Origin of the sequence: Lysinibacillus sp. NPDC093692, assembly GCF_050280125.1 — a bacterium.
In the GTDB taxonomy this organism is placed as follows: domain Bacteria; phylum Bacillota; class Bacilli; order Bacillales_A; family Planococcaceae; genus Lysinibacillus.
The window spans coordinates 151695-175499 of sequence record NZ_JBNNUW010000006.1; the positions used below are offsets into that span (position 1 = coordinate 151695).

The 23805-nt window shown below is 38.3% G+C and carries 19 protein-coding genes; 15 read left to right on the plus strand and 4 right to left on the minus strand.

Annotation, left to right across the window (positions count from 1 at the left end; all coding sequences use genetic code 11):
- The first annotated feature begins 20 nt into the window (after window positions 1-20).
- From ACQKN4_RS08970 to ACQKN4_RS08995, 6 genes are all read left to right on the plus strand, one after another.
- On the plus strand, window positions 21-1718 hold the full coding sequence (locus ACQKN4_RS08970; protein ID WP_079562466.1) for a M3 family oligoendopeptidase: 1698 nt from the start codon (window positions 21-23) through the stop codon (window positions 1716-1718).
- Between the two features lie 294 nt (window positions 1719-2012).
- Entirely contained in the window at window positions 2013-3092 is a 1080-nt protein-coding gene (locus ACQKN4_RS08975; protein ID WP_427483427.1) for an AI-2E family transporter, read from the plus strand.
- A 12-nt stretch (window positions 3093-3104) separates the two neighbouring features.
- Window positions 3105-3716, plus strand: a complete 612-nt coding sequence (locus ACQKN4_RS08980) for an NUDIX hydrolase (RefSeq protein WP_427483429.1) — start codon at window positions 3105-3107, stop codon at window positions 3714-3716.
- Between the two features lie 493 nt (window positions 3717-4209).
- Window positions 4210-4674, plus strand: a complete 465-nt coding sequence (locus ACQKN4_RS08985; protein ID WP_427483431.1) for a hypothetical protein — start codon at window positions 4210-4212, stop codon at window positions 4672-4674.
- Window positions 4675-4715: 41 nt separating this feature from the next.
- Entirely contained in the window at window positions 4716-4889 is a 174-nt protein-coding gene (locus ACQKN4_RS08990) for a hypothetical protein (RefSeq protein ID WP_427483433.1), read from the plus strand.
- A gap of 18 nt (window positions 4890-4907) precedes the next feature.
- Entirely contained in the window at window positions 4908-5519 is a 612-nt protein-coding gene (locus tag ACQKN4_RS08995; RefSeq protein ID WP_079562471.1) for an alpha/beta hydrolase, read from the plus strand.
- Window positions 5520-5626: 107 nt separating this feature from the next.
- Here the strand turns inward: ACQKN4_RS08995 and ACQKN4_RS09000 are convergent, their stop codons facing one another.
- The 3 genes from ACQKN4_RS09000 to ACQKN4_RS09010 all read right to left on the minus strand — a co-directional run bounded on the left by ACQKN4_RS09000 (window position 5627) and on the right by ACQKN4_RS09010 (window position 9579).
- Window positions 5627-7738, minus strand: coding sequence for an MMPL family transporter (locus ACQKN4_RS09000; protein WP_427483435.1), 2112 nt, complete (start codon window positions 7736-7738; stop codon window positions 5627-5629).
- Window positions 7739-7921: 183 nt separating this feature from the next.
- On the minus strand, window positions 7922-8938 hold the full coding sequence (locus ACQKN4_RS09005) for an inorganic phosphate transporter (protein WP_427483437.1): 1017 nt from the start codon (window positions 8936-8938) through the stop codon (window positions 7922-7924).
- A 20-nt stretch (window positions 8939-8958) separates the two neighbouring features.
- Complete coding sequence (locus tag ACQKN4_RS09010; protein ID WP_079562474.1) at window positions 8959-9579, minus strand: DUF47 domain-containing protein; 621 nt, start codon at window positions 9577-9579, stop codon at window positions 8959-8961.
- 682 nt (window positions 9580-10261) lie between these two features.
- Between ACQKN4_RS09010 and ACQKN4_RS09015 the strand changes: the two genes are divergently transcribed.
- Both ACQKN4_RS09015 and ACQKN4_RS09020 read left to right on the plus strand, forming a co-directional pair.
- Entirely contained in the window at window positions 10262-10948 is a 687-nt protein-coding gene (locus ACQKN4_RS09015) for an ABC transporter ATP-binding protein (RefSeq protein WP_079562475.1), read from the plus strand.
- Window position 10949: 1 nt separating this feature from the next.
- Window positions 10950-12269, plus strand: a complete 1320-nt coding sequence (locus ACQKN4_RS09020; RefSeq protein WP_427483439.1) for an ABC transporter permease — start codon at window positions 10950-10952, stop codon at window positions 12267-12269.
- A 326-nt stretch (window positions 12270-12595) separates the two neighbouring features.
- Here the strand turns inward: ACQKN4_RS09020 and ACQKN4_RS09025 are convergent, their stop codons facing one another.
- Window positions 12596-13756 (minus strand): class I SAM-dependent methyltransferase, encoded by a 1161-nt coding sequence (locus tag ACQKN4_RS09025; RefSeq protein ID WP_427483441.1) that lies wholly within the window; start codon window positions 13754-13756, stop codon window positions 12596-12598.
- Between the two features lie 183 nt (window positions 13757-13939).
- On the opposite strand from ACQKN4_RS09025, the gene putP reads away from it, so the two are divergent.
- The 7 genes from putP (at window position 13940) to ACQKN4_RS09060 (ending at window position 23630) form a co-directional block, all read left to right on the plus strand.
- Window positions 13940-15427 carry a sodium/proline symporter PutP gene (gene putP, locus ACQKN4_RS09030; protein ID WP_427483443.1) on the plus strand — a complete coding sequence of 496 codons (1488 nt, stop codon included), beginning with the start codon at window positions 13940-13942 and terminating at the stop codon, window positions 15425-15427.
- A gap of 157 nt (window positions 15428-15584) precedes the next feature.
- Entirely contained in the window at window positions 15585-16871 is a 1287-nt protein-coding gene (gene hflX, locus ACQKN4_RS09035; protein WP_079562479.1) for a GTPase HflX, read from the plus strand.
- Window positions 16872-17277: 406 nt separating this feature from the next.
- Window positions 17278-18765 (plus strand): peptide MFS transporter, encoded by a 1488-nt coding sequence (locus ACQKN4_RS09040; RefSeq protein ID WP_079562480.1) that lies wholly within the window; start codon window positions 17278-17280, stop codon window positions 18763-18765.
- 650 nt (window positions 18766-19415) lie between these two features.
- Window positions 19416-20561: a M20 peptidase aminoacylase family protein gene (locus ACQKN4_RS09045; RefSeq protein WP_079562481.1), complete on the plus strand. Its 1146-nt coding sequence runs from the start codon at window positions 19416-19418 to the stop codon at window positions 20559-20561.
- Window positions 20561-21385 (plus strand): GNAT family N-acetyltransferase, encoded by an 825-nt coding sequence (locus tag ACQKN4_RS09050; RefSeq protein WP_079562482.1) that lies wholly within the window; start codon window positions 20561-20563, stop codon window positions 21383-21385. The genes ACQKN4_RS09045 and ACQKN4_RS09050 overlap by 1 nt, the downstream gene beginning before the upstream one ends.
- Window positions 21386-21407: 22 nt before the next feature.
- Window positions 21408-22514, plus strand: coding sequence for an o-succinylbenzoate synthase (menC, locus tag ACQKN4_RS09055; protein WP_427483446.1), 1107 nt, complete (start codon window positions 21408-21410; stop codon window positions 22512-22514).
- Window positions 22515-22577: 63 nt separating this feature from the next.
- A complete protein-coding gene (locus ACQKN4_RS09060; protein WP_079562484.1) occupies window positions 22578-23630 on the plus strand; it encodes a YkvI family membrane protein in 1053 nt (350 codons plus the stop codon).
- The last annotated feature ends 175 nt before the right edge of the window (window positions 23631-23805 follow it).

Sequence of the window (23805 nt, forward strand, 5' to 3'; positions counted from 1 at the left end):
TGACAGAAAGAGGGGACTTTATGAAAACATTTAAAGACTATGAATACAGCCGTCCTAAAGTTGAGGCAATGAAAGAGCAACAATTATCTTTAATTGACGAATTTAAAAATGCGAAAACGATGTACGAGCAAAGTGAAATAATTGAGAAATTAAACGGATTGAGTAATGACTATGCCACGATGGCGAACCTGGTGTATATTCGTGCTTCGATTGATACGAATGATGAATTCTATCACGCAGAACGCGATTATTATGATGAGGTTGGACCTGAGTTAGAAGAGGTAACAACAGAATATTATAAAGCACTAATCGCTTCACCATTCCGTGAGCAGTTAGAAGAAAAATGGGGCCAGCAATTATTTGATTTAGCAACCTATCAAATTAAAGGTTTTTCACCAGCAGTCATTGATCTAATGCAAAAGGAGAACAAGCTCGTTTCAGAATATAATAAGCTTGTTGCCTCTGCGCAAATTGACTTTAATGGTGAAACATTAACGCTCGCCCAGCTTGGTCCGTATGCAGAGTCTACTGATCGTGAAATGCGTAAGGCGGCAACGGATGCACGCTTTGGCTTTTTTGCTGGCCATGAAGAGGAATTTGATCGACTATATGATGAACTTGTCAAAGTGCGCCATGAAATCGCTGTTAAATTAGGTTATAAAAACTATGTCGAGCTAGGCTATGTTCGAATGAATCGCATTGACTATAATGCAGATATGGTGAAGAAATTCCGTGACCAAGTTCGTGATTTAATCGTACCTATTGCAACTAAGTTATATGAGCGCCAGGCAAAGCGTATTGGTATTTCTGAATTTAAGTTCTATGATGAAGCATTCAACTTTGTATCAGGAAATGCGACACCAAAAGGCGATCCAGAATGGATTGTTGCGAACGGTAAAAAAATGTATGAGGAGCTATCACCTGAGACGGGTGAATTCTTCAACTTTATGATTGACCATGAATTAATGGACTTAGTGGCGAAGAAAGGTAAAGAGAGTGGCGGTTATTGTACGTTTATCGAAAACTATCACTCTCCATTTATCTTCTCGAACTTTAATGGTACTTCAGGTGATATCGATGTGTTAACACATGAAGCGGGACATGCTTTCCAAGTTTATTCAAGCCGTGACATCGGAATCCCAGAATATTTATGGCCAACTTATGAATCTTGTGAAATTCATTCGATGAGTATGGAGTTTTTCACATGGCCATGGATGGAGCTATTCTTTAAGGAAGACACAGAAAAATATAAGTTCACACACTTAAGCAGTGGCTTATTATTCCTTCCTTACGGTGTTGCAGTTGATGAGTTCCAGCATGTGATTTATGAAAATCCGAATATGACACCAGCTGAACGTAAAGTTGCGTGGAAAAAAATTGAAGAGACATATTTACCACACCGTGACTATGATCATAATAGTTATCTAGAAGCGGGTGGTGTATGGCAACGTCAGGCACATATTTATGCAAGTCCGTTCTATTACATTGATTACACGTTAGCGCAAATTTGTGCATTCCAGTTCTGGAAACGTTCACGTGAAGAATTTGAAGCTGCCTGGAAGGACTATACTCATTTATGTAATTTAGGTGGTTCTATGTCCTTTACGAAGCTTGTAAAAGAAGCTGGCTTAATTTCACCATTTGAGGACGGCTGTGTTGAATCGGTCATTGGCGATATTGAAGATTACTTAAATTCAGTAGACGATACAAAATTATAAACTATTACATTGTGGAAATTTGCGACACTCCTGTGGAAGGCAAAACGTATGAGCCTCCTCGGATGCTTTGGCATTTGAGGGGCTTGCGAGATTGCCCATTGGAGGGTTGCAATTTTTTTGTGTTAACTATTTTCAGCAAATGTCTTTTGTAGCGAAAGCAAAGCGGCAGCTACAATTATGCCGAGGCATAATTGATAAACTCTCATATTTAGACAATAATTAATAGGATACTTGCGAAATGGTTAATATATAAGTAGTATTTTCAGTAACTGAGATAAAAGGAAGTGAATTAAAGTGACGAGGAAAGTTTGGTTTCAAGTAGGCGTAGGGATTTTACTTACCCTATTAGTCATTAAATATTTTATAGAGATTCATTGGATTTTTTCGCCGCTTGTAATTATCTTAAAGGCTATTTTTGTACCTTTATTACTGGGCGGTGTTTTGTATTATGTTACAGAGCCGATTCAGAGATTTTTAGAGAAGCGTAAATGGCCGAGATGGGCGAGCATTTTAACGATCGTCGTTGGATTAATCGCGCTTGTCGGTAGCTTTGGGTGGATCGTTGGTAATCCGATTGCCGTACAGGTAAATAATTTAGTGAAAAATGTACCGCAGATTAGTGCTAGTATTCAAGATGCAGCTGATTATGTATTGAGAAACAGGGATAATTTCCCGCCACAGTTAAAAGATCTTATCGACAATATGGCGGACTATGTGCAGGATATTGCTTTTGCGGCAAGTAAAGGACTAGTATCACTTTTACAATCAGTGGTTTCAGTTTCTTTATTAGCTATTCTAATTCCGTTTTTCTTTATATTTATGTTGAAGGATCATGAAAAATTTGCACCATCAATTTATAAATATTTTAGTGGTGAACGCCGTGAATGGGTGAAGAAAACGTTAAGTGAAATTGATAGTGTTTTACGTAGCTACATACAAGGACAGCTACAAATTAGTTTTTTACTTGCACTTATTATGTATGTCGGATATTTAATTATAGGTTTAGAATATTCATTGCTTCTTGTTATATTTGCTTTCTTTATGAATATGATTCCGTTTATAGGACCATGGATTGCCTTTACACCAGCGCTGATCGTGGCTGTTGTTCAGGATCCAGTGTTGGTTATATGGGTGTCTGTTGTCACACTAGTGGCACAGCAAATTGATAGTAACTTTATAACGCCTAATGTAATGGGGAAAACACTCGATATCCATCCGTTAACCGTTATTACAGTTATTTTAGCAGCAGGTAATATTGCAGGCTTTATCGGTATTATCATTGCTGTACCGTTTTATGCAGTATTAAAAGTAATCGCATCCAATATTTATGATGAACGGAACGTGATTAAGAAAAAGGCTACGAAGTCGGTATAGGAGTCGGAAAAAATGGAACAAGAAATTGTGAAAGTTTTTAATGAACAGCATGAACAGATTGGGACAGCAACGAGAGCAGAGGTACATGAAAAAGGACTATGGCATGAAACATTCCACTGTTGGCTTGTCAATGAGGACTATATCTATTTCCAAATCCGTAGTGCACAAAAAAAGGACTATCCTGGTTTGCTTGATATTACAGCAGCGGGGCATTTATTAGCTGTAGAGACAGTCGAGTCAGGAATTCGCGAAGTAAAGGAAGAGCTAGGACTCGATGTTGACGTACACGAAGTAGTTAAAATGGGCATGACATCTTGTAGTATCGTTTCAGAAAACATGATTGACAATGAATTTTGCCATGTTTTTATATATCCATTCAAACATGATTGGGAATCATTTAACCTGCAGTATGAGGAAGTATCAGGGGTCGTTCGAGCAAAGCTTGACGAGGCCGAGGCATTCTTTTTAGGAGAAACAGCTACTTTAAATATTGAAGGCTATGAATATTTCCCTGATGGTCAACGAGCGAAAATTGTGCGTCCTGTTAGTACTGCGCAATTTGTCCCTTACCGGGAACTATACGTTGCACATGTTATTCAGTTTGTAAAAGATAAAATGTTATGAATTTGTGGGGTGTCTGAAAAACCTTCATAGGAATTCTAGCATAATTGTATAAGGTAAATCCGCTTCGCTCTCCGTGAATAAGGTATGAGCAACATCATTGTGCTCGTGCTTTTTTCATAGGAAGTTTAAGCGGATTTTTTGCCTTTATAGGAAAAATCATTAGACTCTGATTTCTTGTCTCATCATCAATTTTGTTAAAGAGTATGCCATGTATATAAGTTGATCTTCATGACCTACTTCGGTACCGCTGCCGCTACGCTTTCGCGCAAAAAACATCTACCGCTGCCGCTACGTTGGCACTACGCTTTCGCGCAAAAAACATCTGCCACTGCCCCTAGGAAAGCACCCAATCGGAACGGAAATTAACCTAAACAATCAATCCACACGTTATGGACATGAAACTTTACTTTTAGTACTGCCTATTTTACTTCAATATAACAGGAAGAATAAGTTATACTAAAAGAGATATTGAATAGAAAAGGAGCATTTTTATATGCTAACATTTGAACAAAAGCAAGCCATCATCGACTCATTTCCTGAACTGACAAAGAAGGAAATTTCATTGAAACGCGTAAATTATCACTTTATGGATAGCCTTTATGAAAAGACAATTGTTGTGGAAAAACTACACCCAAATGGCAACGGCTTCGTATTTGTCGGTGATTTATTGCGCTACGAGAAAGAAGCAAGTGATAAAGGCCTAGTAAACATTCGTGACTACGATGAACAACAACTTCGTGAAATTATTGAAGATGCCATTCAATATTTATCGGAAGAAGCAGAGGAGCAAGAGCCGATTGAAGAGCTATGGCAAAATCGTGAAGGTGCTCAATTAATGCTAGCCTTTGAGCAACGTTCGTGGAATATTTATCATGGAGAAAACTTAGAAGAAGCCTTTGGTACACACGATGCTGCGAAAGAATATTTACTAGAAGAAGGTTTTCGTAAAAAGAAATAAGTAATTCGGGGGATACGAAACGAATGAATGGGAAAAAAATAGTGGGAATAGTTATTGTTGTTGTTCTAGCTGCTTGTTTATTTTCAGTATTTACGATCACAAAGTTTTATAAAGATCATAAGGAACAGCCAAATAGTGAAAATCGCGAAATAAATAAGTCAAAGAGCTTGAATTTAATTTTGCCACAGGCTACAATTATCTCGAATTCAAGATAATCGAGAGGTGGACTGTAAATGCAGCACGTTTTTCATAAAGGAACAGATGAAACAAAACCAATTTTTTTACTGTTACACGGTACAGGTGGAAATGAACAAAGCTTAATTGGCCTTGCGAAGGAAATTGATGAAACAGCAAGTATTTTAAGTGTCCGTGGAAATGTCCTTGAAAATGGTATGCCACGCTTTTTCCGTAGATTAGCGGAAGGTGTTTTTGATATAGAGGATTTAATTTTCCGTACGAAGGAATTAAATGACTTTTTATTAGAAGCAGCGCAGCAGTATGGCTTTGACCGTAATCGAGTTGTTGCTATCGGCTATTCTAATGGCGCGAATATTGCTGCTAGCCTATTATTCCATTATGAGGATGCTCTAGCAGGTGCAATACTGCATCATCCAATGGTTCCTAGACGCGATATTAAATTGCCTACACTTTCTTCAACCCCTGTCTTTATCGGTGCTGGAACGAATGATCCAATGTGTACTGCTCAGGAATCTGAAGATTTAGAGGCGCTTTTAACGTCAGCTGGGGCCGATGTGACAACTGTATGGTTTAATTATGGTCATCAGCTAACAATGCCTGAGGTAGAAGCTGCAAAAGAATGGTACGACCGTATTTATTCAAAATAAGAAAAAATCCGCAACCTTTGAGTGAGGGAGCGGATTTTTTTAATTTCTTTCAGCGGGTGTCCGAACACAAAGCCGATTTCGGATGCCGAGGCAAAATTGTTGTCTGTTTATTTCTGTTTCTTCGCAAAGGGTAGCCACCAATTCCAGTCCCCAAAGAGCTTCATAAGACTAGGAACAAGCATGAGGCGAATAATAGTTGCATCGATGGCGACCGCAATAGCTATACCAACCCCAATTTGCTTCACAGGCATCACATCTGTAAAAGCAAATGCCCCTGTTATAACAATCATAATAAGCGCTGCTGACGTAATGATACGACTTGTAGAAGTTAGACCGTCAATCGTGGCACGTGTATTATCCGCTCCTTTTTGATATTCCTCTTGAATGCGAGATATTAAAAAGACTTCATAGTCCATACTTAAGCCGAAGACAAGACAAAATACAATTACTGGGATAATAAGGACAATCGTACCGGCTTCAATGCCCAAATGTCCATATTGGAAAATATAGACGAGAATACCGAAGGCTGATGAAAGTCCAATGATATTCATAATAATCGCTTTCAGTGGGATTAAAATAGAGCGGAAAGCGACCATTAAAATAAAGAACGTTGAAACGATAATAATAGATACAGCCAAGAAAATTTTACTAGCAATTTCATCGAAAATCTCTTGATTGAATTTCGCATGACCTCCGAGCGCAAAATCGACACCTAAATCTTTATCTTTCCATGTTCGAGCAAATTCTTGAGCGGTAGTGGATGAACCGGATGCATCCAATGTAATTGGGATAAAGAGTTGTTTATCTTTAGTAAACGTATTTAGAATTGGTTCTATTTGTTCGGCCACTTGTGGAGTCTTCAAAGAAGCAGTCAGCTCCTCAGGTGACTTAATGTTAGCCGTCGTATAAATGGTTGAAACATGATTTACTAATGGGTCATCAAGCAACTTTTCTTGAATAGTGTAAATAAGCTTTCTTGCCTTATTATCTTCCCAACCATCTTTACGTTCTGCCAATAAATATAATGTTGAGGTATCACCAAGTCCAAACGTCTCATCTAGCTGATCATAAGCAGCACGTGCCTCATATTTAGCCGGTAATGAATCCACCTGAGGAATTGTAAGTTTAATATCCTTCAATGGAATCATGCCAATGCCTAGTAATATTAAAGCAGCAATAACGATGGCAACAGGATGTTTCATGACAAAGCCGGCAAAACCACGCCAACGATTTGTACCACCGGATTTTACACGTAATAGGCGCCATTTATTAATGCGATCTCCTAATAACATCATCGTAGCAGGTAGCAAGGTTAAGCCGGAAAGTACTGCAAGAAATACAACAATTGCGCCTCCTAAAGCGATATTATGAAAAATCTCGACGTCAATGACAATCATGGCACCTAAGCCGATCATGACACAAGCTGCAGAAAAGATGATTGAACGGCCAGCTGTCTGTATAGACGTTTGAATGGCTTGTACAATGGATGTGTGAGCACGTTCTTCGCGATAGCGGTTAATAAATAACAAGGCAAAATCGATGCTTAATGCAAGTCCAAGCATGGGTACTATATTTAATACAAAAATTGATAAATTGACATTACCACTAAACAAAGTCAAAATTCCAAACGCAGTGACAACAGTAACAACACCAATAATGATAGGTAAGATGGAGGCTACGACAGTACCGAAAGCTAGTAATAGCACTATGATAGCGATTGGTAAGCCTATTGCCTCTGCTGACGCTAAATCCTTTTGACTGGCCGTATTGATGTCTGCTGAAATAACAGGTCCGCCAGTAATGCTCACACCGTCATCCTCTATTAATGTACGAATGTCTTTCACAACATCCGGTAGCTGATCAATATTATTTTTAAGATGAATCATGGCATAAGCTATACCATTCTTTTGTAAAGAAGCATCATCGAGTGGTGACTGGATTGAATGAATCTCCTTAATTTTTTCCAACTTTTTTAATGTATCTTGAATTTTCTTATCGTCTGCTGGATTGAAGACGACCAAAATTGTCTCGGAAGGTAAATCAAATGTTTTGGCAAGCTCATTTGTTACGTAGGTATGATCTCCTTTCACGAAGAAACCGTCGCCATGAAGTTTACTTGGAAGTTGTATAGCAAACATAGCCATGGAAATGAAAATGACGAACCATAAGGCTACGATAGCTTTAGCGTGGGCCGTTATAAAAGCTGAAAAAGTTTTCATATTAGGTACTGTCCCCCTTTTAAAATAGTGTAAAGGATGTGTCACATTTTGTCGTGTAATAATATAAAGACTCCTGTCCCTAATAAGGAACAGGAGTCTTAGTATGCGATCAAAATCAATTATGCCTTGGCATAATTCCGTGAAATCCGCATTTATCTCACCATCTATAGAGGTGGGAAGAAGTTAAAAGAATAACGATAATAAAAAGTAAATCGTAGCTGCCATAACTGCAGAAATTGGCATTGTAATAATCCAAGTAGTGACGATTTTACGCGCCATCCCCCAGTTTACGCCACGTACACGTTGTGCAGAGCCGACACCCATGATAGAGGAAGAAATAACGTGTGTTGTAGAAACTGGTAAATGAATTAATGTAGCACCGAAGATAACAGACGCAGATGCTAAATCTGCTGCAACTCCGTTTACTGGACGGATTTTCATAATTTTACCGCCGACTGTTTTAATAATTTTATAGCCACCGATAGAAGTACCAAGCCCCATTGCAGTTGCTGCTGCAGCTCGTATCCAGAAAGGAATTTCATCTCCTGTATACAAACCACCGGCGATTAACGCCATCGTCATAATCCCCATTGCCTTTTGTGCATCGTTTGTACCATGTGTAAAAGATTGAATGGCGGCAGTGAAAATTTGCATCGTACGGAAACCTTTATTCGTGCGATATAAATTTAAGTTTTTAAACAATAATTTAAACAGTGTCATCATAATAAAGCCGGCGCAAATCGCAAGGATTGGTGATAGCACTAAGGCCATAATGATTTTAGTGAAACCGCCATAGTTTAGAACGTCGAAGCCAGCAGATGCAACTGCTGCACCAGCAATGGAGCCAATCAGAGTGTGTGAAGAACTCGATGGAATACCGAAATACCACGTTAGTAAGTTCCAAATAATAGCGGAGATTAATGCTGCTAAAATAACGACTGAACCAGTTGTATCTCCATTAAAGGCATTTAAAGCGAATGGATCTACAATATCTTTTGTTAAAGCCTTTGCAACACCGACGAAAGTAATAGCTCCGATAAAGTTCATCACTGCAGCCATCATGATAGCTACGCGAGGTTTCAACGCTCTAGTGGAAACCGAAGTTGCAATAGCATTTGCTGTATCATGGAAGCCATTGATAAAGTCAAATGTTAGGGCAAAGATAACGACCAGTACGGTTAGAATAATGATTGTGTTCATTGTAAGTGCCCATCTCCTAATTACGCGTTACGCATGATAATTGTTTCCATAGTATTTGCAACGTTTTGGCAATGATCAGCGATATCTTCAAGTTGTTCATATATATCTTTATATTTAATAAGTCGAATCGGATCTTTTTCATTTAAAAATAGTTGTTTAATAGACGAACGTTGTACTTCATCACATTCACGTTCATAGTCCTTAATAAGAATTGCGTGTGGGCGCATGCCAATAAGATTCTTTTTCTTTAACTCTTCTGTTGCTTTCACAATTTCATCAGCACTTTTTGAAATATAGCCTAAGAAAGTACGCATTGATTCATCAACTTCTGTTAGAGAGAACATTTCAAAATGAGCGATACAATGCTCCGTACCATCTAACACGTCGTCCATACGAATTGCAAATTCTAGAATGTCTTCGCGCTCGATAGGTGTCATAAATGATTTGTTTAGCATCACGATTAGTTCGTGAATAAGCTTATCACCAGCTGTTTCGTAATTTTTCATAGTAATGCTAATCTCTTTTAAGTCAGCTACACTGTTAATACGAAAATCATTTGCGTAATGTACGGCCTCTCTCATATTTTCAGCAATTTTATGCAAAGCTATAAAGAAAGGGTCTTGTTTTTTTGAGTTAAGCATGTAAATCGAATCCTCCTGGATATAAATAAATTGGCCTCTAAACTTTACTATCATAACAAAATCTTTAATTTATCTACATAATTTTTTTCTATTCTCCATAAAACTTTACAATTCTGTAATATACAATTTGCTCACAAAATAATAATGGAACTTCTGTATTTGTTTTTATTAATACAGGAAAACGCTTTAAATATAGGTTTTATAAGGATTTATACTTTCTGTTTAATACAAAAGAAAGCTATGGAGACGTAAAATTTTGAATAACTTATATGTCAGAATTGTAAAGGGAATGTAAAGGGGTTGTTTTGCTCATAGTTTTCTCTTTTCTTAAGAATATCTTCATTTTTATCCTTCAACTTTATTAAGAATTCTTGTCTACAATGGAGAAAGAATTACTCATCACCATATATTTAGGATGATATTTGTTAAAAACATATCCATGTATATAAGTTGATTGGAGTGGAGGCTGGGCGACTCCTTGGGGATCAGCGATAGAGGAACGAAGGCTAAAACCATCACGCCCTGTGATAACGCCGTCGTGACCAACATCCTATTGGCCCGAGACCCCGGAACGAAGCGAAGCGGCTCATCGGACGCCTCCAGGAAAGCGCCAGTCGGAACGGAAATCAACCACACGTTATGGTGATGGGTTTAAAGAATGTGAAAGGGTGTTTATTTGAAAATGATTCAAGTCGAAAACTTACAACATACATTTTTAATTGGAAAGAAAGGCAAGGAAAAACAGGTTCCGGTATTAAAAGGTGTCAACTTTGAGGTGAAAAAAGGAGAGATTGTCGCAATTGTTGGTAAAAGTGGCTCCGGTAAATCTACCTTATTACAAATACTAGCTGGATTTATGAAATCTGAACAAGGGTCTATTAAGGTAAACGGTAAAGAAGCAGCTAATTTTACTGAAGTAGAAAGTGCAGCCTTTCGCTTGCAACATTTCGGATTTATCTTTCAAAACTTTCAACTGATGCCAGGCTTAACGGCGTCTGAAAACATAGAACTACCATTGAAGTTACAAGGTATCAAGAAAGCAATGCGTACTGAAAAGGTGAAAATATTAATGGACAAGGTTGGTTTAACGGAGGTAGCAGACCATTACCCGAATGAATTATCGGGTGGTCAGCAACAACGAGTTAGTATTGCGAGAGCCTTAATTACAAATCCACCTATTCTGCTAGCAGATGAGCCGACAGGAAGTCTTGACTCAGAAACAGAGCAAGATATATTGCTGCTCATTCAAAGTCTAAACCGTGAGCTTGGTTTAACATTCGTCATCATTACTCATGACGAGGAAGTAGCAACGATAGCACATCGACGTTTCCGCATGTACGACGGGGAACTTGTAAAGGAGGAAGCATAACATGTTATTTAAAGATCAAATAGATTTTGTTACACAGCATATAAAGAAAAATAAATTACGTGTGTTTATGACAGTACTAGCCGCAACGATGGGTTGTGCATTTTTGATTGTCCTCGCATCAGTTGGGTTTGGGCTGCAGGATTCCATACGTAATGAAATATTATCGGATGAAAATATTACGAAGATTCAAGTGTTTGGTAATGATCAATTTACAGAGGAACAAATCCATGAAATAAAAAGTATAGAACATGTGAAAACAGTACTTGAAACGATTACTGTCAATGCATCCGGACATTCATTTTTTGAAGGTCGCGATACACTATCTGATGTATACGTTGCGAATATGCAAGATTTTGAGCAAGTAAATGGCAAGCTTGCGAAAGGGAAGTATCCAACAAAGCCAAACGAAATCGTAGTAGGTTATCATTTTGCTCAAACATTAATAAATGATGCCGAGCGCAAAATTATTGAAGAGAAAAGTAAAAAAGCTGAAGCGGAAGGCACGTTTTATAATGGTAGTGAGGAAGGGTATAAGGACTCATTAATTGGTAAAGAAATCGAATTGGCATTAATGCCGCATTCTGATGGTGCAGAAGAGGGAGAGAAAATAAAGTATACGATTGTCGGTGTTATGAAGAAGCCTTCTTATGATTGGATGGTCAATAACTCTATTTATATGGATACAGAGCAAAAGCCTACGCTAGCAACTAATTTAGCAGCAACGGGTACTGTTAATGAGGATGACATGTTTCATTCAGAATTCAATATTTTCGCTGATAGTATGGAAAATGTAAAACCGATATTAGACAAACTAAAAGACTATGGCTATAACGTTTATTCGGTGACTGAGAAGTTGGATCAAATGAATGTATTTTTCCTAGTTTTAAAAATCGGCTTAATTTTTGTAGGAACAATTGCTGTCTTGATCGCCTCGATTGGCATTTTCAATACAATGACAATGGCAGTTACGGAGCGTACTCGTGAAATAGGTGTTTTAAAGGCGATCGGAGCAAGTCCAAAGCTTATTCAACGATTGTTCTTAATGGAAAGTACGTTCATTGGTGTTATTGGGACTTTAATAGCTGTAGTTATTTCATATATTATTAGCTTCGTAGCAAATGCTGCACTGCCTGTAATTCTAGAAGCTGCAACAGGGGAAGAGGCATTTAGTAAAAGTGACATTACATTTTCTCTTATTCCTTGGCAGCTCGTTATTATTGCTGCAGCGATTAGTGTTGGTGTAGCGATGATTTCTGGCTATCGTCCAGCACGAAAGGCCACAAAAATTGACGTTATTCAAGCTTTACGACAAGAACTATAATAGAAAGGGCGGTCCAAAAGTTATTGGACCGCCTTTTTAATGTTGTGCTTAAGAAAATTCAGAAATACCCGCGGAAGGAGGACGAATACCCGCACTTGCGATGAAATACCCGCGGAAGAAGAGCGAATACCCGCGCCCCGCGATGATATACCCGCGGAAGGAGGACGAATACCCGCGCTTGGCGATGAAATACCCGCGGAAGGAGGACGAATACCCGCGCTTGGCGATGAAATACCCGCGGAAGGAAGACGAATACCCGCGCCCCGCGATGATATACCCGCGGAAGGAGCGAATACCCGCACTTCACTCTCAAATACCTCGACATTTTATAGGTAAGCTTGTAACTCATTCGCTAAAAACGGCTTGGCATTTAGTAACTTTAAAAACGCATCGTAGCTAGCGCGCTGTTCAGAGCTTGGCTTTTTGCCGGTATGATAAGCTCTTATTAAAATGTTTTTTGGTGTGTTTTCCATATCGATAAACTCCAGCAGTTGTGCCTCATAGCCCACAAGTGATAGAATTTCTGCTCGGATTGCGTCCGTTGCAAGCGCTGAAAAACGCTCGCGTACGAGACCATGCTGAAGCATGATATCAAGAGCTGGTGTATGAAGCTGGCGATTTAGCTCATGCTGGCAACAAGGGACGCTTAAAATAACGCTTGCTCCCCATTTTACAGCGCGTGCTAATGCCATATCAGTGGCAACGTCACAAGCATGTAGAGTTACTACCATATCCACGGCAGACTCATCATTGTAATCATTAATATCTCCTACTAGAAATTCGAGTTGTTCATAGCCTAAATCTTGTGCGATTTGTGAGCATTCTTCGATGACTTCCTTCTTTAAATCCAAACCAGTGACACGAATGTCTAAGCCTTTTTCGATTTTTAAATAATGGTATAAGGCGAATGTTAAATAGGATTTGCCTGAACCGAAATCTAAAATACGAACCTGACGATCTTTTGGTAAATATGTTAATGCATCATCAATAAATTCGATGAAGCGGTTGATTTGTTTAAACTTATCGTATTTTTGTTTTTTTATTTTTCCTTCTTCCGTTTGTACGCCAAGACGAATTAAAAATGGATATGGCTTATCCTCTGGTAGTAAATAGTTTTTCTTGCGATTATGCGCTAAATTAACTTGCTTTGGCGTTGAGGACTTATCAGATTTCCATAGTACTTTGTTCTTTTTTGATAGCTGCACTTGTATTTTTTCATCAATAAAATCAATATGTGCTTGGCGGTAATCGTTAAAAAATGCTTCTAACTTCTCAGGGAAATCTTCTAATAAAACATTTTCATGCTTTAAAATACGTTCAAATTGATATTCAACTTGTATATGGTAAGTATCCTTCAATAATAAAGGTTTTAGCTTTATACGTTTTACTTCGTTTGATTTCATACGTGGTTGACTGATTGTCGCAGTAACAAGTTGCTGTTGTAAAATCTGCTCTATAAGCTGAGCTTTCATTTCTTCAAATGTCATACATTTCGCCTTCTTTATCGTGTTATAGATGGCACTAGTTTAACATACTTTGTGATTTGCATTGCTATTATAAATTTTAGAATTCGCTCTTTGAATAATTATAGGTTATCTTGTAAGTTTGTGGTATTTTAAATATAGAGAATTTTTAATAAAAAGATTCATGGGGAAATAAGGGGGAAAAATATGTCTGCAAACATGTATCAATTACTTTCAATTATCATTTATATGATAGCTATGCTAGGAATCGGCTGGTATGCATTTGTTAAAACATCTAATTTAACCGATTACATGCTCGGTGGGCGTTCTCTAGGCCCTGCTGTCACAGCGCTAAGTGCAGGTGCAGCAGATATGTCTGGCTGGCTGTTAATGGGTTTACCGGGTGCGATCTATTTATCTGGAATTGTTGAGGCCTGGATTGCTATTGGCTTAACGATTGGTGCCTATTTGAATTGGTTACTTGTAGCACCGAGACTACGTGTATATACACAAGTTGCTAATGACTCAATTACTATTCCGAGTTATTTAGATAATCGTTTACGTGACAACACAAAGCTAATAAGAATTGCGTCAGGTATTATTATTTTAATCTTTTTTACATTTTATGTTTCTTCGGGAATGGTTGCAGGTGGCAAGTTTTTTGATAGTTCATTTGGCTATGAATACCATACTGGTTTATTGATTGTATCTGCTGTTGTTGTGGCATACACATTGTTTGGAGGGTTTTTAGCGGTTAGTTATACAGACTTTTTACAGGGTCTAATTATGTTTGTTGCACTTATTTCTGTACCGTTATTTGGCTTGTTTTTAACAGGTGGAATTGGAGACACAATAGCTTCTATTAAAGCTGTAAATCCTGAACATCTAAGCTTATTACCAGCAACTGCAACTGCTGCGGCAATTATTTCATCACTTGCATGGGGACTAGGTTATTTTGGACAACCACATATTATCGTACGGTTTATGGCAATAAGCTCGGTTAAAGAAACAAAACAGGCTCGTCGTATCGGTATTGGCTGGATGATGTTAAGCTTGTTCGGAGCGATTGCAACAGCTTTGGTAGGTGTGGCGTATTATGAACAAAATGCAGGTGAGTTAAAGGACGCTGAGACAGTATTTATTGTACTTGGCCAAATCCTATTCCATCCGTTTATTGCAGGTATAATGCTAGCTGCCATTTTAGCTGCGGTTATGAGTACGATTTCATCACAATTAATTGTTACTTCGTCAGCGCTTGTAGAAGATATTTACAAAGCTATATTTAATAAAACAGCAGATGATAAGCATTATGTCTTTGTTGGCCGTCTCGCTGTTTTAGTTGTAGCTATTATCGCAGCGATTTTAGCATGGAATCCAGATAGTTCTATTTTAGGCCTAGTAGGCTTTGCTTGGGCTGGCTTTGGTGCAGCATTCGGCCCAGTAATATTGCTGTCTCTATATTGGAGAAAATTAACGAATTACGGAGCTCTCAGTGGGATGATAGCAGGTGCTGCAACCGCCTTCGTTTGGGGGAAAATAAAGGTCTTATCTGAATCGTTATATGAGATTGTTCCAGGCTTCTTCGTATGCTTAATTGTTGCGGTGATTGTCAGCATCGTGACATATAAACCGAATAAAGATATTGAAGACGAGTTCAATCGTACTGAAGTATTGTTAAAAGAAGAACGTAAGTAAATGAATGTAGTGCGCCTTTTGTATAGAAGGCGCATTTTTTTGATATACATGTTAATAAAGATAAGATAACTACTAAACAACACGAATTTGGACATTATATGGTAAGATGAAGAAAATTTGTCGTAGTAGCATCAAGGCATTGGTGGGAGGTTTGTGGATGGATAGAATTAAAGAAGTTGATGTATTGGTAGAAAAAGCTATTTTAGTTGGTGTGAATTTACGGAATGATGAGCATTTTGATTATTCAATGGAGGAGCTAAAAAATTTAGCTGAAGCTTTAAATGTTGAAGTAGCTGGCATTGTTACACAAAATTTAGAGCGAGTTACGCCATCTCATTATGTTGGAACAGGGAAAATTGAAGAAATAAAAAACTTTTATGATGAAGTACAAGCGAATTTAGTAATTTTTAATGATGAATTATCACCTTCGCAAATCCGTAATTTAGAGCGCGATTTAGAAACAAAGGTTATTGATAGAACCATGTTGATTTTAGATATTTTTGGACGTCGTGCGAAAACAAGTGAAGCACAGCTGCAAGTTGAGTTAGCGCAATTGCAATATATGTTACCTCGTTTGGTTGGTTTGCATGCTTCTCTCAGTCGTCAAGGTGGCGGCACTGGAGGTGGCTTTAAAAACCGTGGTGCCGGTGAGACAAAGCTCGAGCTAGACCGTCGTAAAATTGAGGATCAAATTGCGAAAATTAAGAAGGACCTAGAGCATGTGAAGGAGCAACGAGAGACGCAGCGTAAACAACGACGTAAAAATGCCGTCCCTGTCGTTTCCATTGTTGGCTATACGAACGCTGGTAAGTCAACCATTATGAATCAGCTACTTACGAAAATAGGGCAGGAAGATCATAAACAAGTGTTTGAGAAGGATATGCTTTTTGCCACACTTGAAACATCTGTCCGTCAAATAGAATTACCTGATAAGAAGACATTCCTATTAACAGATACAGTTGGTTTCGTTAGCAAATTACCGCATCACCTAGTGAAAGCATTCCGTTCAACTCTAGAAGAGGCTCGTGATGCCGACTTATTATTACATGTTGTGGATGTTTCCAATTCTGAGCACGGCTTTATGATGGATGTAACAAATGAAACGCTTAAAGCAGTTGGCGTTGAAGGGATTCCGACAATTTATGTGTATAATAAAGCTGATATAGCAAACGTCCCATACCCTGTGATCAGCGGTGATAATATTTGGATTTCAGCGAAGGAAGGGACTGGATTAGAGGAATTATTGCAAATGATTCGTCAGCATATTTTCTCTGATTATATAACATGTAAAATGCTCATTCCGTATGAGCAGGGGAATATCGTCTCTTATTTAAATGAACATGCCTCTGTCTATGAAACAGCGTATGAAGAAAATGGCACGCTGTTAACAATAGAGGCAAAAGAAGCGGATTATGCAAAATTCCAACAATATGTAATTAGTTGATCACAAACATGTTCTAAAAACATGTTAGAAGCACTTCGTGTTTCTAGCGTGTTTTTTTGTTGCAAAAGAAAAAGCGAATTTATATCATTGTGGATTAAATTTTAGATAATACTAGCCTATTTGTTAATAAAGTAAATACTCTGATTATAAAATATTTTAGAATAATTTTGTAGATGTTTATAAATTAGTAGATATTAAAGAGTAGAAAAATTCAGGGATAGCAACAGGTTTGCTATAATTATAGTAAAACGAGTCTGAATTTAAAGAAAAGGTGTAAAATTCCAACATTTTTTAAAACTCTTGAAAAAGTTTTTAAAACACTTTAGTATGATGAAATATAGTTTTTATCCTTAAAATTGGGTAATAATATTATTACTGAATAATGAAATCGGGAGAGGATATTTTTATGTCTACTAAAGATGAAATTGTAAAATCCGTCCCTCAAAACGGCTTTGTCGGACACCCTAAAGGGCTCTTTACATTATTTTTTACAGAATTTTGGGAACGATTCTCATACTACGGTATGCGAGCAATTCTGATTTTCTTTATGTATTATGAATTGCATGAAGGCGGCTTAGGCCTAGATCGTGGACTAGCGAACTCAATTATGGCTATCTACGGATCATTGGTTTACATGTCAGGGATTATCGGTGGTTGGATTGCTGACCGAATACTAGGTACACGTAGGACTATTTTCTATGGTGGCGTGTTCATTATGATTGGACATTTCCTGCTAGCGTTACCTGGTGGCGCAAGCATTTTATTTGTTTCAATGTTCTTTATTGTCATTGGGACAGGCTTATTAAAACCGAACGTTTCAAGCATTGTCGGAGACATGTATGCTGATACAGATAGTCGTCGTGATGCAGGTTTTTCAATTTTCTATATGAGCATTAACATGGGATCATTCCTTGCACCATTAATTGTCGGAACAATTGGACAACAGTATAATTTCCACCTAGGCTTTGGTGTAGCAGGGATAGGGATGTTATTTGGTTTAATTATTTTTAAATTAACAGGAAAAAAATATTTAGGGTTAGCAGGGTTACAGGTAAACAACCCGTTACTGCCTGAAGAACGGAAAAAAGTCTTTACACGATTTGGGATTTTAGCGCTACTTATTATTATTGCTGGGGCAATTGGTATCAAAACTGGCGTACTAACAGTGAATGTTTTTGGTTTAATTATTACGGCGCTAGGTATTATAATTCCAACGGTGTACTTTATTTATATGTATCGCAGTGAGAAAACAACGAAGGACGAGAAGTCTCGCGTGCTCGCTTATATTCCTTTGTTTTTATCGGCTGTAATGTTTTGGGCAATCCAAGAACAAGGGGCGACTATTTTAGCAACGTATGCAGATAGTCGTACACGATTGGATATTGGTGGTTTTCATATTCCATCTTCTTGGTTCCAATCATTAAACCCTTTATTCGTCGTTACAATGGCTCCGTTATTTGCCATGTTATGGATGAAGTGGGGAGATAAGCAACCATCTACACCGCGTAAATTCGCTTATGCATTATTCTTTGCAGGATTGTCATTCTTAGTGATGATGCTTCCAGCGTATTTATCTGGTGGTACAGATTTAGTAAGTCCGTGGTGGTTAGTATTATCATTCTTTTTAGTTGTAGTTGGGGAGTTATTATTATCGCCAGTAGGGTTGTCAGTTACTACAAAATTGGCTCCAAAGGCTTTTGCTGCACAAACGATGTCACTTTGGTTTTTAACAAGCGCAGCAGCGCAAGCGATCAACGCACAACTTGTAAAAGTCTATGAAGTGGTAAGTGAATTCACATACTTCGGTTTCTTAGGCTCATTAGCAATTGTTTTCGGGATCATAATATTAGTACTTTCGCCAATTATTTCAAAAGCTATGCGAGGTATTAATTAATCAAAAGATGCAAGTACAGTTATTCAAATAACTGTACTTGCATTTTTTTGTATTAAGAAATATTACCTTTGATACTTTGCTTACCACATAACGTGAGGTTGATTTCCGTTCCGGCTGGGCGCTTTGTCGCTGCCGCTTCGCTTTCGTACAGTTAAAACATTTGTCGCTGCCGCTTCGCTTTCGCACAGAGCAGAGCTTCCTGGGGGCGTCCGATGAGCCGCTTCGCTTCGCTGCAGGGTCTCGAGCCAACAGATGTTTTTTGCGCGAAAGCGTAGTGCTAACGTAGCGGCAGCAGCAGGATGTTGGTCACGAAGGCGTTATCGCAGGACGTGATGGTTTTAGCCTTCGTTCCTTTATCGCTGATCCCCAAGGAGTCGCCCAACCGTAACGAAGATCAATTAATATAAGCGTATTTTTAACTAATAGTAGCCCTTGGTGGAAATCAGCATCTTCTAATTAAAAAATGGATAAAAGGCGGTTAACAACGTCCCCACTTTTTAGGATTCAATATGGAAAGCTTTCTACAATCTGAATGTGAAAAGCTGTAGCATGTAGTTAATTTGCTGGAGGCGGGACGTTTCTGTGTAGAAAAGTTTTTATTTTCATTTATAATAATCTTAATAGTATGATAATTTAAGGGGTTGGATGCTATGAAGGAAGCTTTGAATCGTTTGAGGCCAAGATTAATGGAGATTTTCACGTACTTGCACGCGAATCCAGAAATAAGCTGGCAAGAGGTAGAAACAACAAATTATATTTTCGATTTACTAACTCGTGAAGGTTTTTCACCAATACGCTTTAAAAACAGTACAGGGCTTTATGTTGATGTAGGGAATGGTCAACCTAAAGTCGGTTTACGTACGGACATGGATGCGTTATGGCAGGAAGTAGATGGTGAATTTCGTGCGAATCACTCCTGTGGCCATGATGGACATATGACGATGGCAATCGGTGCTCTCTTACTTTTGAAAGAGCTTGCTCCATCATTCAACGGTACAATTCGTGTAATTTTTCAACCAGCAGAAGAGAAAGGTACAGGTGCTTTCTCTGTTTTAAAGGAAGGAGTCATTGATGATTTAGACTTTTTATTTGGTGTCCATGTAAGACCTGTCCATGAGCTTGAAGACGGTACATATTGTGCCGCGTTGCACCATGGAGCTTCCCGATTATTAGAAGGAGAAATCATTGGAGAAGATGCCCATGCTGCTAGACCGCATCTTGGCGTGAATGCCATTGAAGTAGGAGCAACTATTATTGAAGATTTACGAACTATTCATACAGATCCGATGGTTCCTGTATCAATTAAGATGACTAAATTTCATGCAGGAGGAGAATCCGGCAATATTATTCCTGGGAGTGCAGCGTTCACCATTGATATACGAGCTCAACAAAATGATGTGATGGATGCACTTGTACAGGGAGTAAAAAGGGTTATAGATTCTTCCAAGCTGTTGCATAAAGTGCAGATTGAATTACGTACAGTGGCAAATGTAGTAGCTGCTGAAGTAGACTCAACTGCTCAATCTCTTATGGAGAAAGCAATCGTGCAAGCAACAGGGGTGTCGAATTTAAGAAGGCCAGTTCATACACCTGGAGGAGAAGATTTTCATCATTATGCTGTCCAACGCCCACATTTAAAATCTACGATGTTAGGTCTAGGCTGTGGACTAGCACCAGGACTACATCATCCAAAGATGAAATTTAAGCAGGCAAGGTTAGTAACTGGAGTTGAAATTCTTACAAGAGCGGTATTGTTAGCATTGGAGTCAGGGAATACAAAGGAGGGGTCAGCATAATGTTAGAGAGTGTGCGTATTCAAAAAGTAATGACACCTACAGAGGTTGCAGAAGTGCAAATTTTAAACGAAAGTATTTGGGGGAGTCAGGCTATTCCCTCTCATCAATTGTTAGCGGCTGTACAAAATGGTGGATTAGTACTTGGGGCGTATTTAGACGAAAAGCTGATTGGCTTTAACTACTGCTTTGTTGGCTTTGGACATGGAAAAATGTATTTACACTCACACATGATTGGTGTGGAAAAAACATATCGTGAACAAGGTGTAGGTGAATTATTAAAGCATGCCCAACAGGAATATGCAAAAGAACATGGGTTTCAGCTTGTGATTTGGCTATTTGATCCACTAGAAGCATGTATGGCTAATTTATCGTTTTTGAAGCTCAATTCCTTTAGTCTTCAGTATGAAAATGATTATTATGGTCCGCTCAGGGATGATTTTAACGATGGGCTACCTTCAGATCGAATTGTCGTAGAATGGTGGATTGAACGCGATCGAGTGGAAGATTCATTAGATGAACTGGAAGAGGGAGCCGAAGAAGTAGTACCGTGGTCTTTAACGGTAGATGGCTTACCAGTGCTCGATATTGAAGGTGAATTTCAGCGAGAGCAATTATTTTATAAAGACGCTTATTTATTGCCCATACCTCAATATTTACAAAAGATGAAAGTGGAAAGTCCTAAGCTTGCAGAAGATTGGCGTTATAAAGTTCGTACTATTTTAACGACATTATTTGAACAAGATTATGCAATCGTTCGAATGAAAAAACACAAAGAATATGTCCATAGCTATCTATTAGTCAGACGCTCCTTATTAGCTTTATAATAAGGATAAGGAGTGAAATTTTGTGAAACTAGAACAGATTACAGTTAGACATATAAAAATGCCAATGAAATCACCGTTTACAACGAGTTTTGGCACAATTGATGAAAAGGAATTCTTACTTATAGAAGCGAAAGATCAATCAGGAACTGTAGGATGGGGAGAAGCTGTTGCCTTTGTAGCGCCTTGGTATACAGAGGAGACATTAAAAACAACATGGCATATGCTTGAAGACTTCTTGATACCTATCTTGTTACATAAAGAGGTTGGGCATCCAGATGAAGTTAGTGCTTTGTTTTCCTCTATTCGTCGTAACTGCATGGCGAAGTCCTCTATTGAAGGGGCTATATGGGATATTTATGCTCAACAAACGAAACAATCACTTGCAAAAGCATTAGGTGGACATAAGGAACAAATAGAGGTAGGCGTTAGCGTAGGTATTCAATCTTCCACCGAAGCATTAATAGAGCTGTTAAAAAGCCATGTAAATAAAGGCTATAAACGAGTAAAAATGAAAATTAAGCCTGGTCACGATGTAGAAGTTATTCGTGCTATACGAGCTGAAATGCCGGATCTGCCATTAATGGTAGATGCTAATTCAGCCTATACATTGAACGATATGGATGTATTACAGCAACTTGATGCATTTAATTTATTAATGATTGAGCAACCTTTAGCTGTAGATGATATTGTCGATCATGCTAAGCTACAGCGAAAGATAAAAACGCCTATTTGTTTAGATGAAAGCATCACTTCCTATGAAGATGCTCGAAAAGCGATAGAGCTAGGTAGCTGTGGTGTTATCAATATTAAAATAGGACGTGTAGGCGGTTTAACAGAAGCAAGAAGAATTCATGATTTATGTAAGGAAAATAAAATTCCTGTTTGGTGTGGTGGCATGTTAGAGGCAGGAATCGGACGAGCGCATAATATTGCATTAACATCGCTCGCTAATTTTGTGCTACCAGGGGATACTGCGGGCTCAAGTCATTATTGGTATGAGGATATCATTACACCTGAAGTAATTGTAGAGGATGGTTATATTCGTGTGCCACAGTCAATTGGTATTGGATATACACCTAATATAAAGGTAATCGATAAGCTAACAATCAGCAGAAAGGTCTATCAATAATAGGTTCATCACCACACGCTTTGGTGATGATTCCGATAATAGGATAAACAGGGAGAGAACTGATTGAAAAAAAGTTTGCAAATCGGTGGTGCCTATGTAGGAATTATCGTCGGTGCGGGATTTGCATCAGGACAGGAAATCGTACTTTATTTTACGAGCTATGGCTTTCATGGGATATATGGTGCTCTTATTGCGACATTTGGATTTGCTTTAGTAGGAATGTGCATTGCACAAATTAGCTCAAGGTTACGTACGACATCGCACAAGGATTTAATTTATCAAATTTCAGGTAATACTGTAGGCTTTGTGATGGATTATTTACTGTCCCTTTTCTTATTTGGTGTAGCAGTAATCATGTTTGCTGGAGCAGGTGCTACGTTTCATCAAATGTTTGGACTGCCGGTTTGGCTAGGGAGCATTTGTATGATTGTACTGACTATAGCAACGGTTATGATGAATGTGAAGAGTATTATAAACATTATTGCTTTTGCTACACCCTATCTGCTAGCCATTGTCTCGATCATAGCTGTCTATTCAATAGCTACGATGGATTTGACCTTTGTCGAACAAGCTGTTATCGCACAACAAGCACAAGTGAGTACTAAAAGCTGGTGGACTACAGCTTTACTGTACACGTCTTTTAATATCGGTGTGTGTTTTTCTCTTTTAACTGTTATGTGTGGATCTATTCGCAATGAGAAGGTGGCGGGGATGGGAGGCATTATTGGTGGGGTTTTGCTTGGAGCTTTAATTCTTCTTATTAACCTATCCCTTCTTGCCAAAATGAATGTAATCGTTGGCATAGATATACCGATGCTAGCTTTAGCAAATGAAATTCATCCTCTAGTTGGTCTGTTGATGTCTTTTTCCTTATTAGGGATGATTTATAATACAGCGGTAGGGATGTTCTATTCATTTATGGTAAGGTTTTTAAAACCTAATAAGGTTAGTTTTAAGGTTACTGCCTTTTTTATCGGCGCATTGGGCTTTTTAGCAAGTCTCGCTGGCTTTACGACGCTTGTAGCCAAGCTTTATGCAGTGATGGGGTATGTCGGTTTTATATTAATCATTTTAATTGTTTTTGCGTGGCTCAAAGGCGTTCGACGAATAGCATAATTTCTTTCAGCGAATGTTTTATGTAGCGAAAGCAATAACAACGCACGACTGAGTGACCAACATCATGTTGTTGGTGTTGTTGCTCCCGCTGCGCTTCCGCACAAAAGACATTTGTTGGCCAAAAGCCTCCGGACGTAATTATTAATTGATTTAAAAGGTGATTGAGAAAAAATTA

Coding starts and splice junctions, on each gene's coding strand:
- ACQKN4_RS09050 (WP_079562482.1), top strand. CDS start 20,561: ATGTTAGAGAGTGTGCGTATTCAAAAAGTAATGACACCTACAGAGGTT.
- ACQKN4_RS09045 (WP_079562481.1), top strand. CDS start 19,416: ATGAAGGAAGCTTTGAATCGTTTGAGGCCAAGATTAATGGAGATTTTC.
- ACQKN4_RS08995 (WP_079562471.1), top strand. CDS start 4,908: ATGCAGCACGTTTTTCATAAAGGAACAGATGAAACAAAACCAATTTTT.
- ACQKN4_RS09015 (WP_079562475.1), top strand. CDS start 10,262: ATGATTCAAGTCGAAAACTTACAACATACATTTTTAATTGGAAAGAAA.
- ACQKN4_RS08985 (WP_427483431.1), top strand. CDS start 4,210: ATGCTAACATTTGAACAAAAGCAAGCCATCATCGACTCATTTCCTGAA.
- ACQKN4_RS09005 (WP_427483437.1), bottom strand. CDS start 8,938: ATGAACACAATCATTATTCTAACCGTACTGGTCGTTATCTTTGCCCTA.
- hflX (WP_079562479.1), top strand. CDS start 15,585: ATGGATAGAATTAAAGAAGTTGATGTATTGGTAGAAAAAGCTATTTTA.
- ACQKN4_RS08980 (WP_427483429.1), top strand. CDS start 3,105: ATGGAACAAGAAATTGTGAAAGTTTTTAATGAACAGCATGAACAGATT.
- ACQKN4_RS09000 (WP_427483435.1), bottom strand. CDS start 7,738: ATGAAAACTTTTTCAGCTTTTATAACGGCCCACGCTAAAGCTATCGTA.
- putP (WP_427483443.1), top strand. CDS start 13,940: ATGTCTGCAAACATGTATCAATTACTTTCAATTATCATTTATATGATA.
- ACQKN4_RS09020 (WP_427483439.1), top strand. CDS start 10,950: ATGTTATTTAAAGATCAAATAGATTTTGTTACACAGCATATAAAGAAA.
- ACQKN4_RS09025 (WP_427483441.1), bottom strand. CDS start 13,756: ATGACATTTGAAGAAATGAAAGCTCAGCTTATAGAGCAGATTTTACAA.
- ACQKN4_RS09040 (WP_079562480.1), top strand. CDS start 17,278: ATGTCTACTAAAGATGAAATTGTAAAATCCGTCCCTCAAAACGGCTTT.
- ACQKN4_RS08970 (WP_079562466.1), top strand. CDS start 21: ATGAAAACATTTAAAGACTATGAATACAGCCGTCCTAAAGTTGAGGCA.
- ACQKN4_RS09010 (WP_079562474.1), bottom strand. CDS start 9,579: ATGCTTAACTCAAAAAAACAAGACCCTTTCTTTATAGCTTTGCATAAA.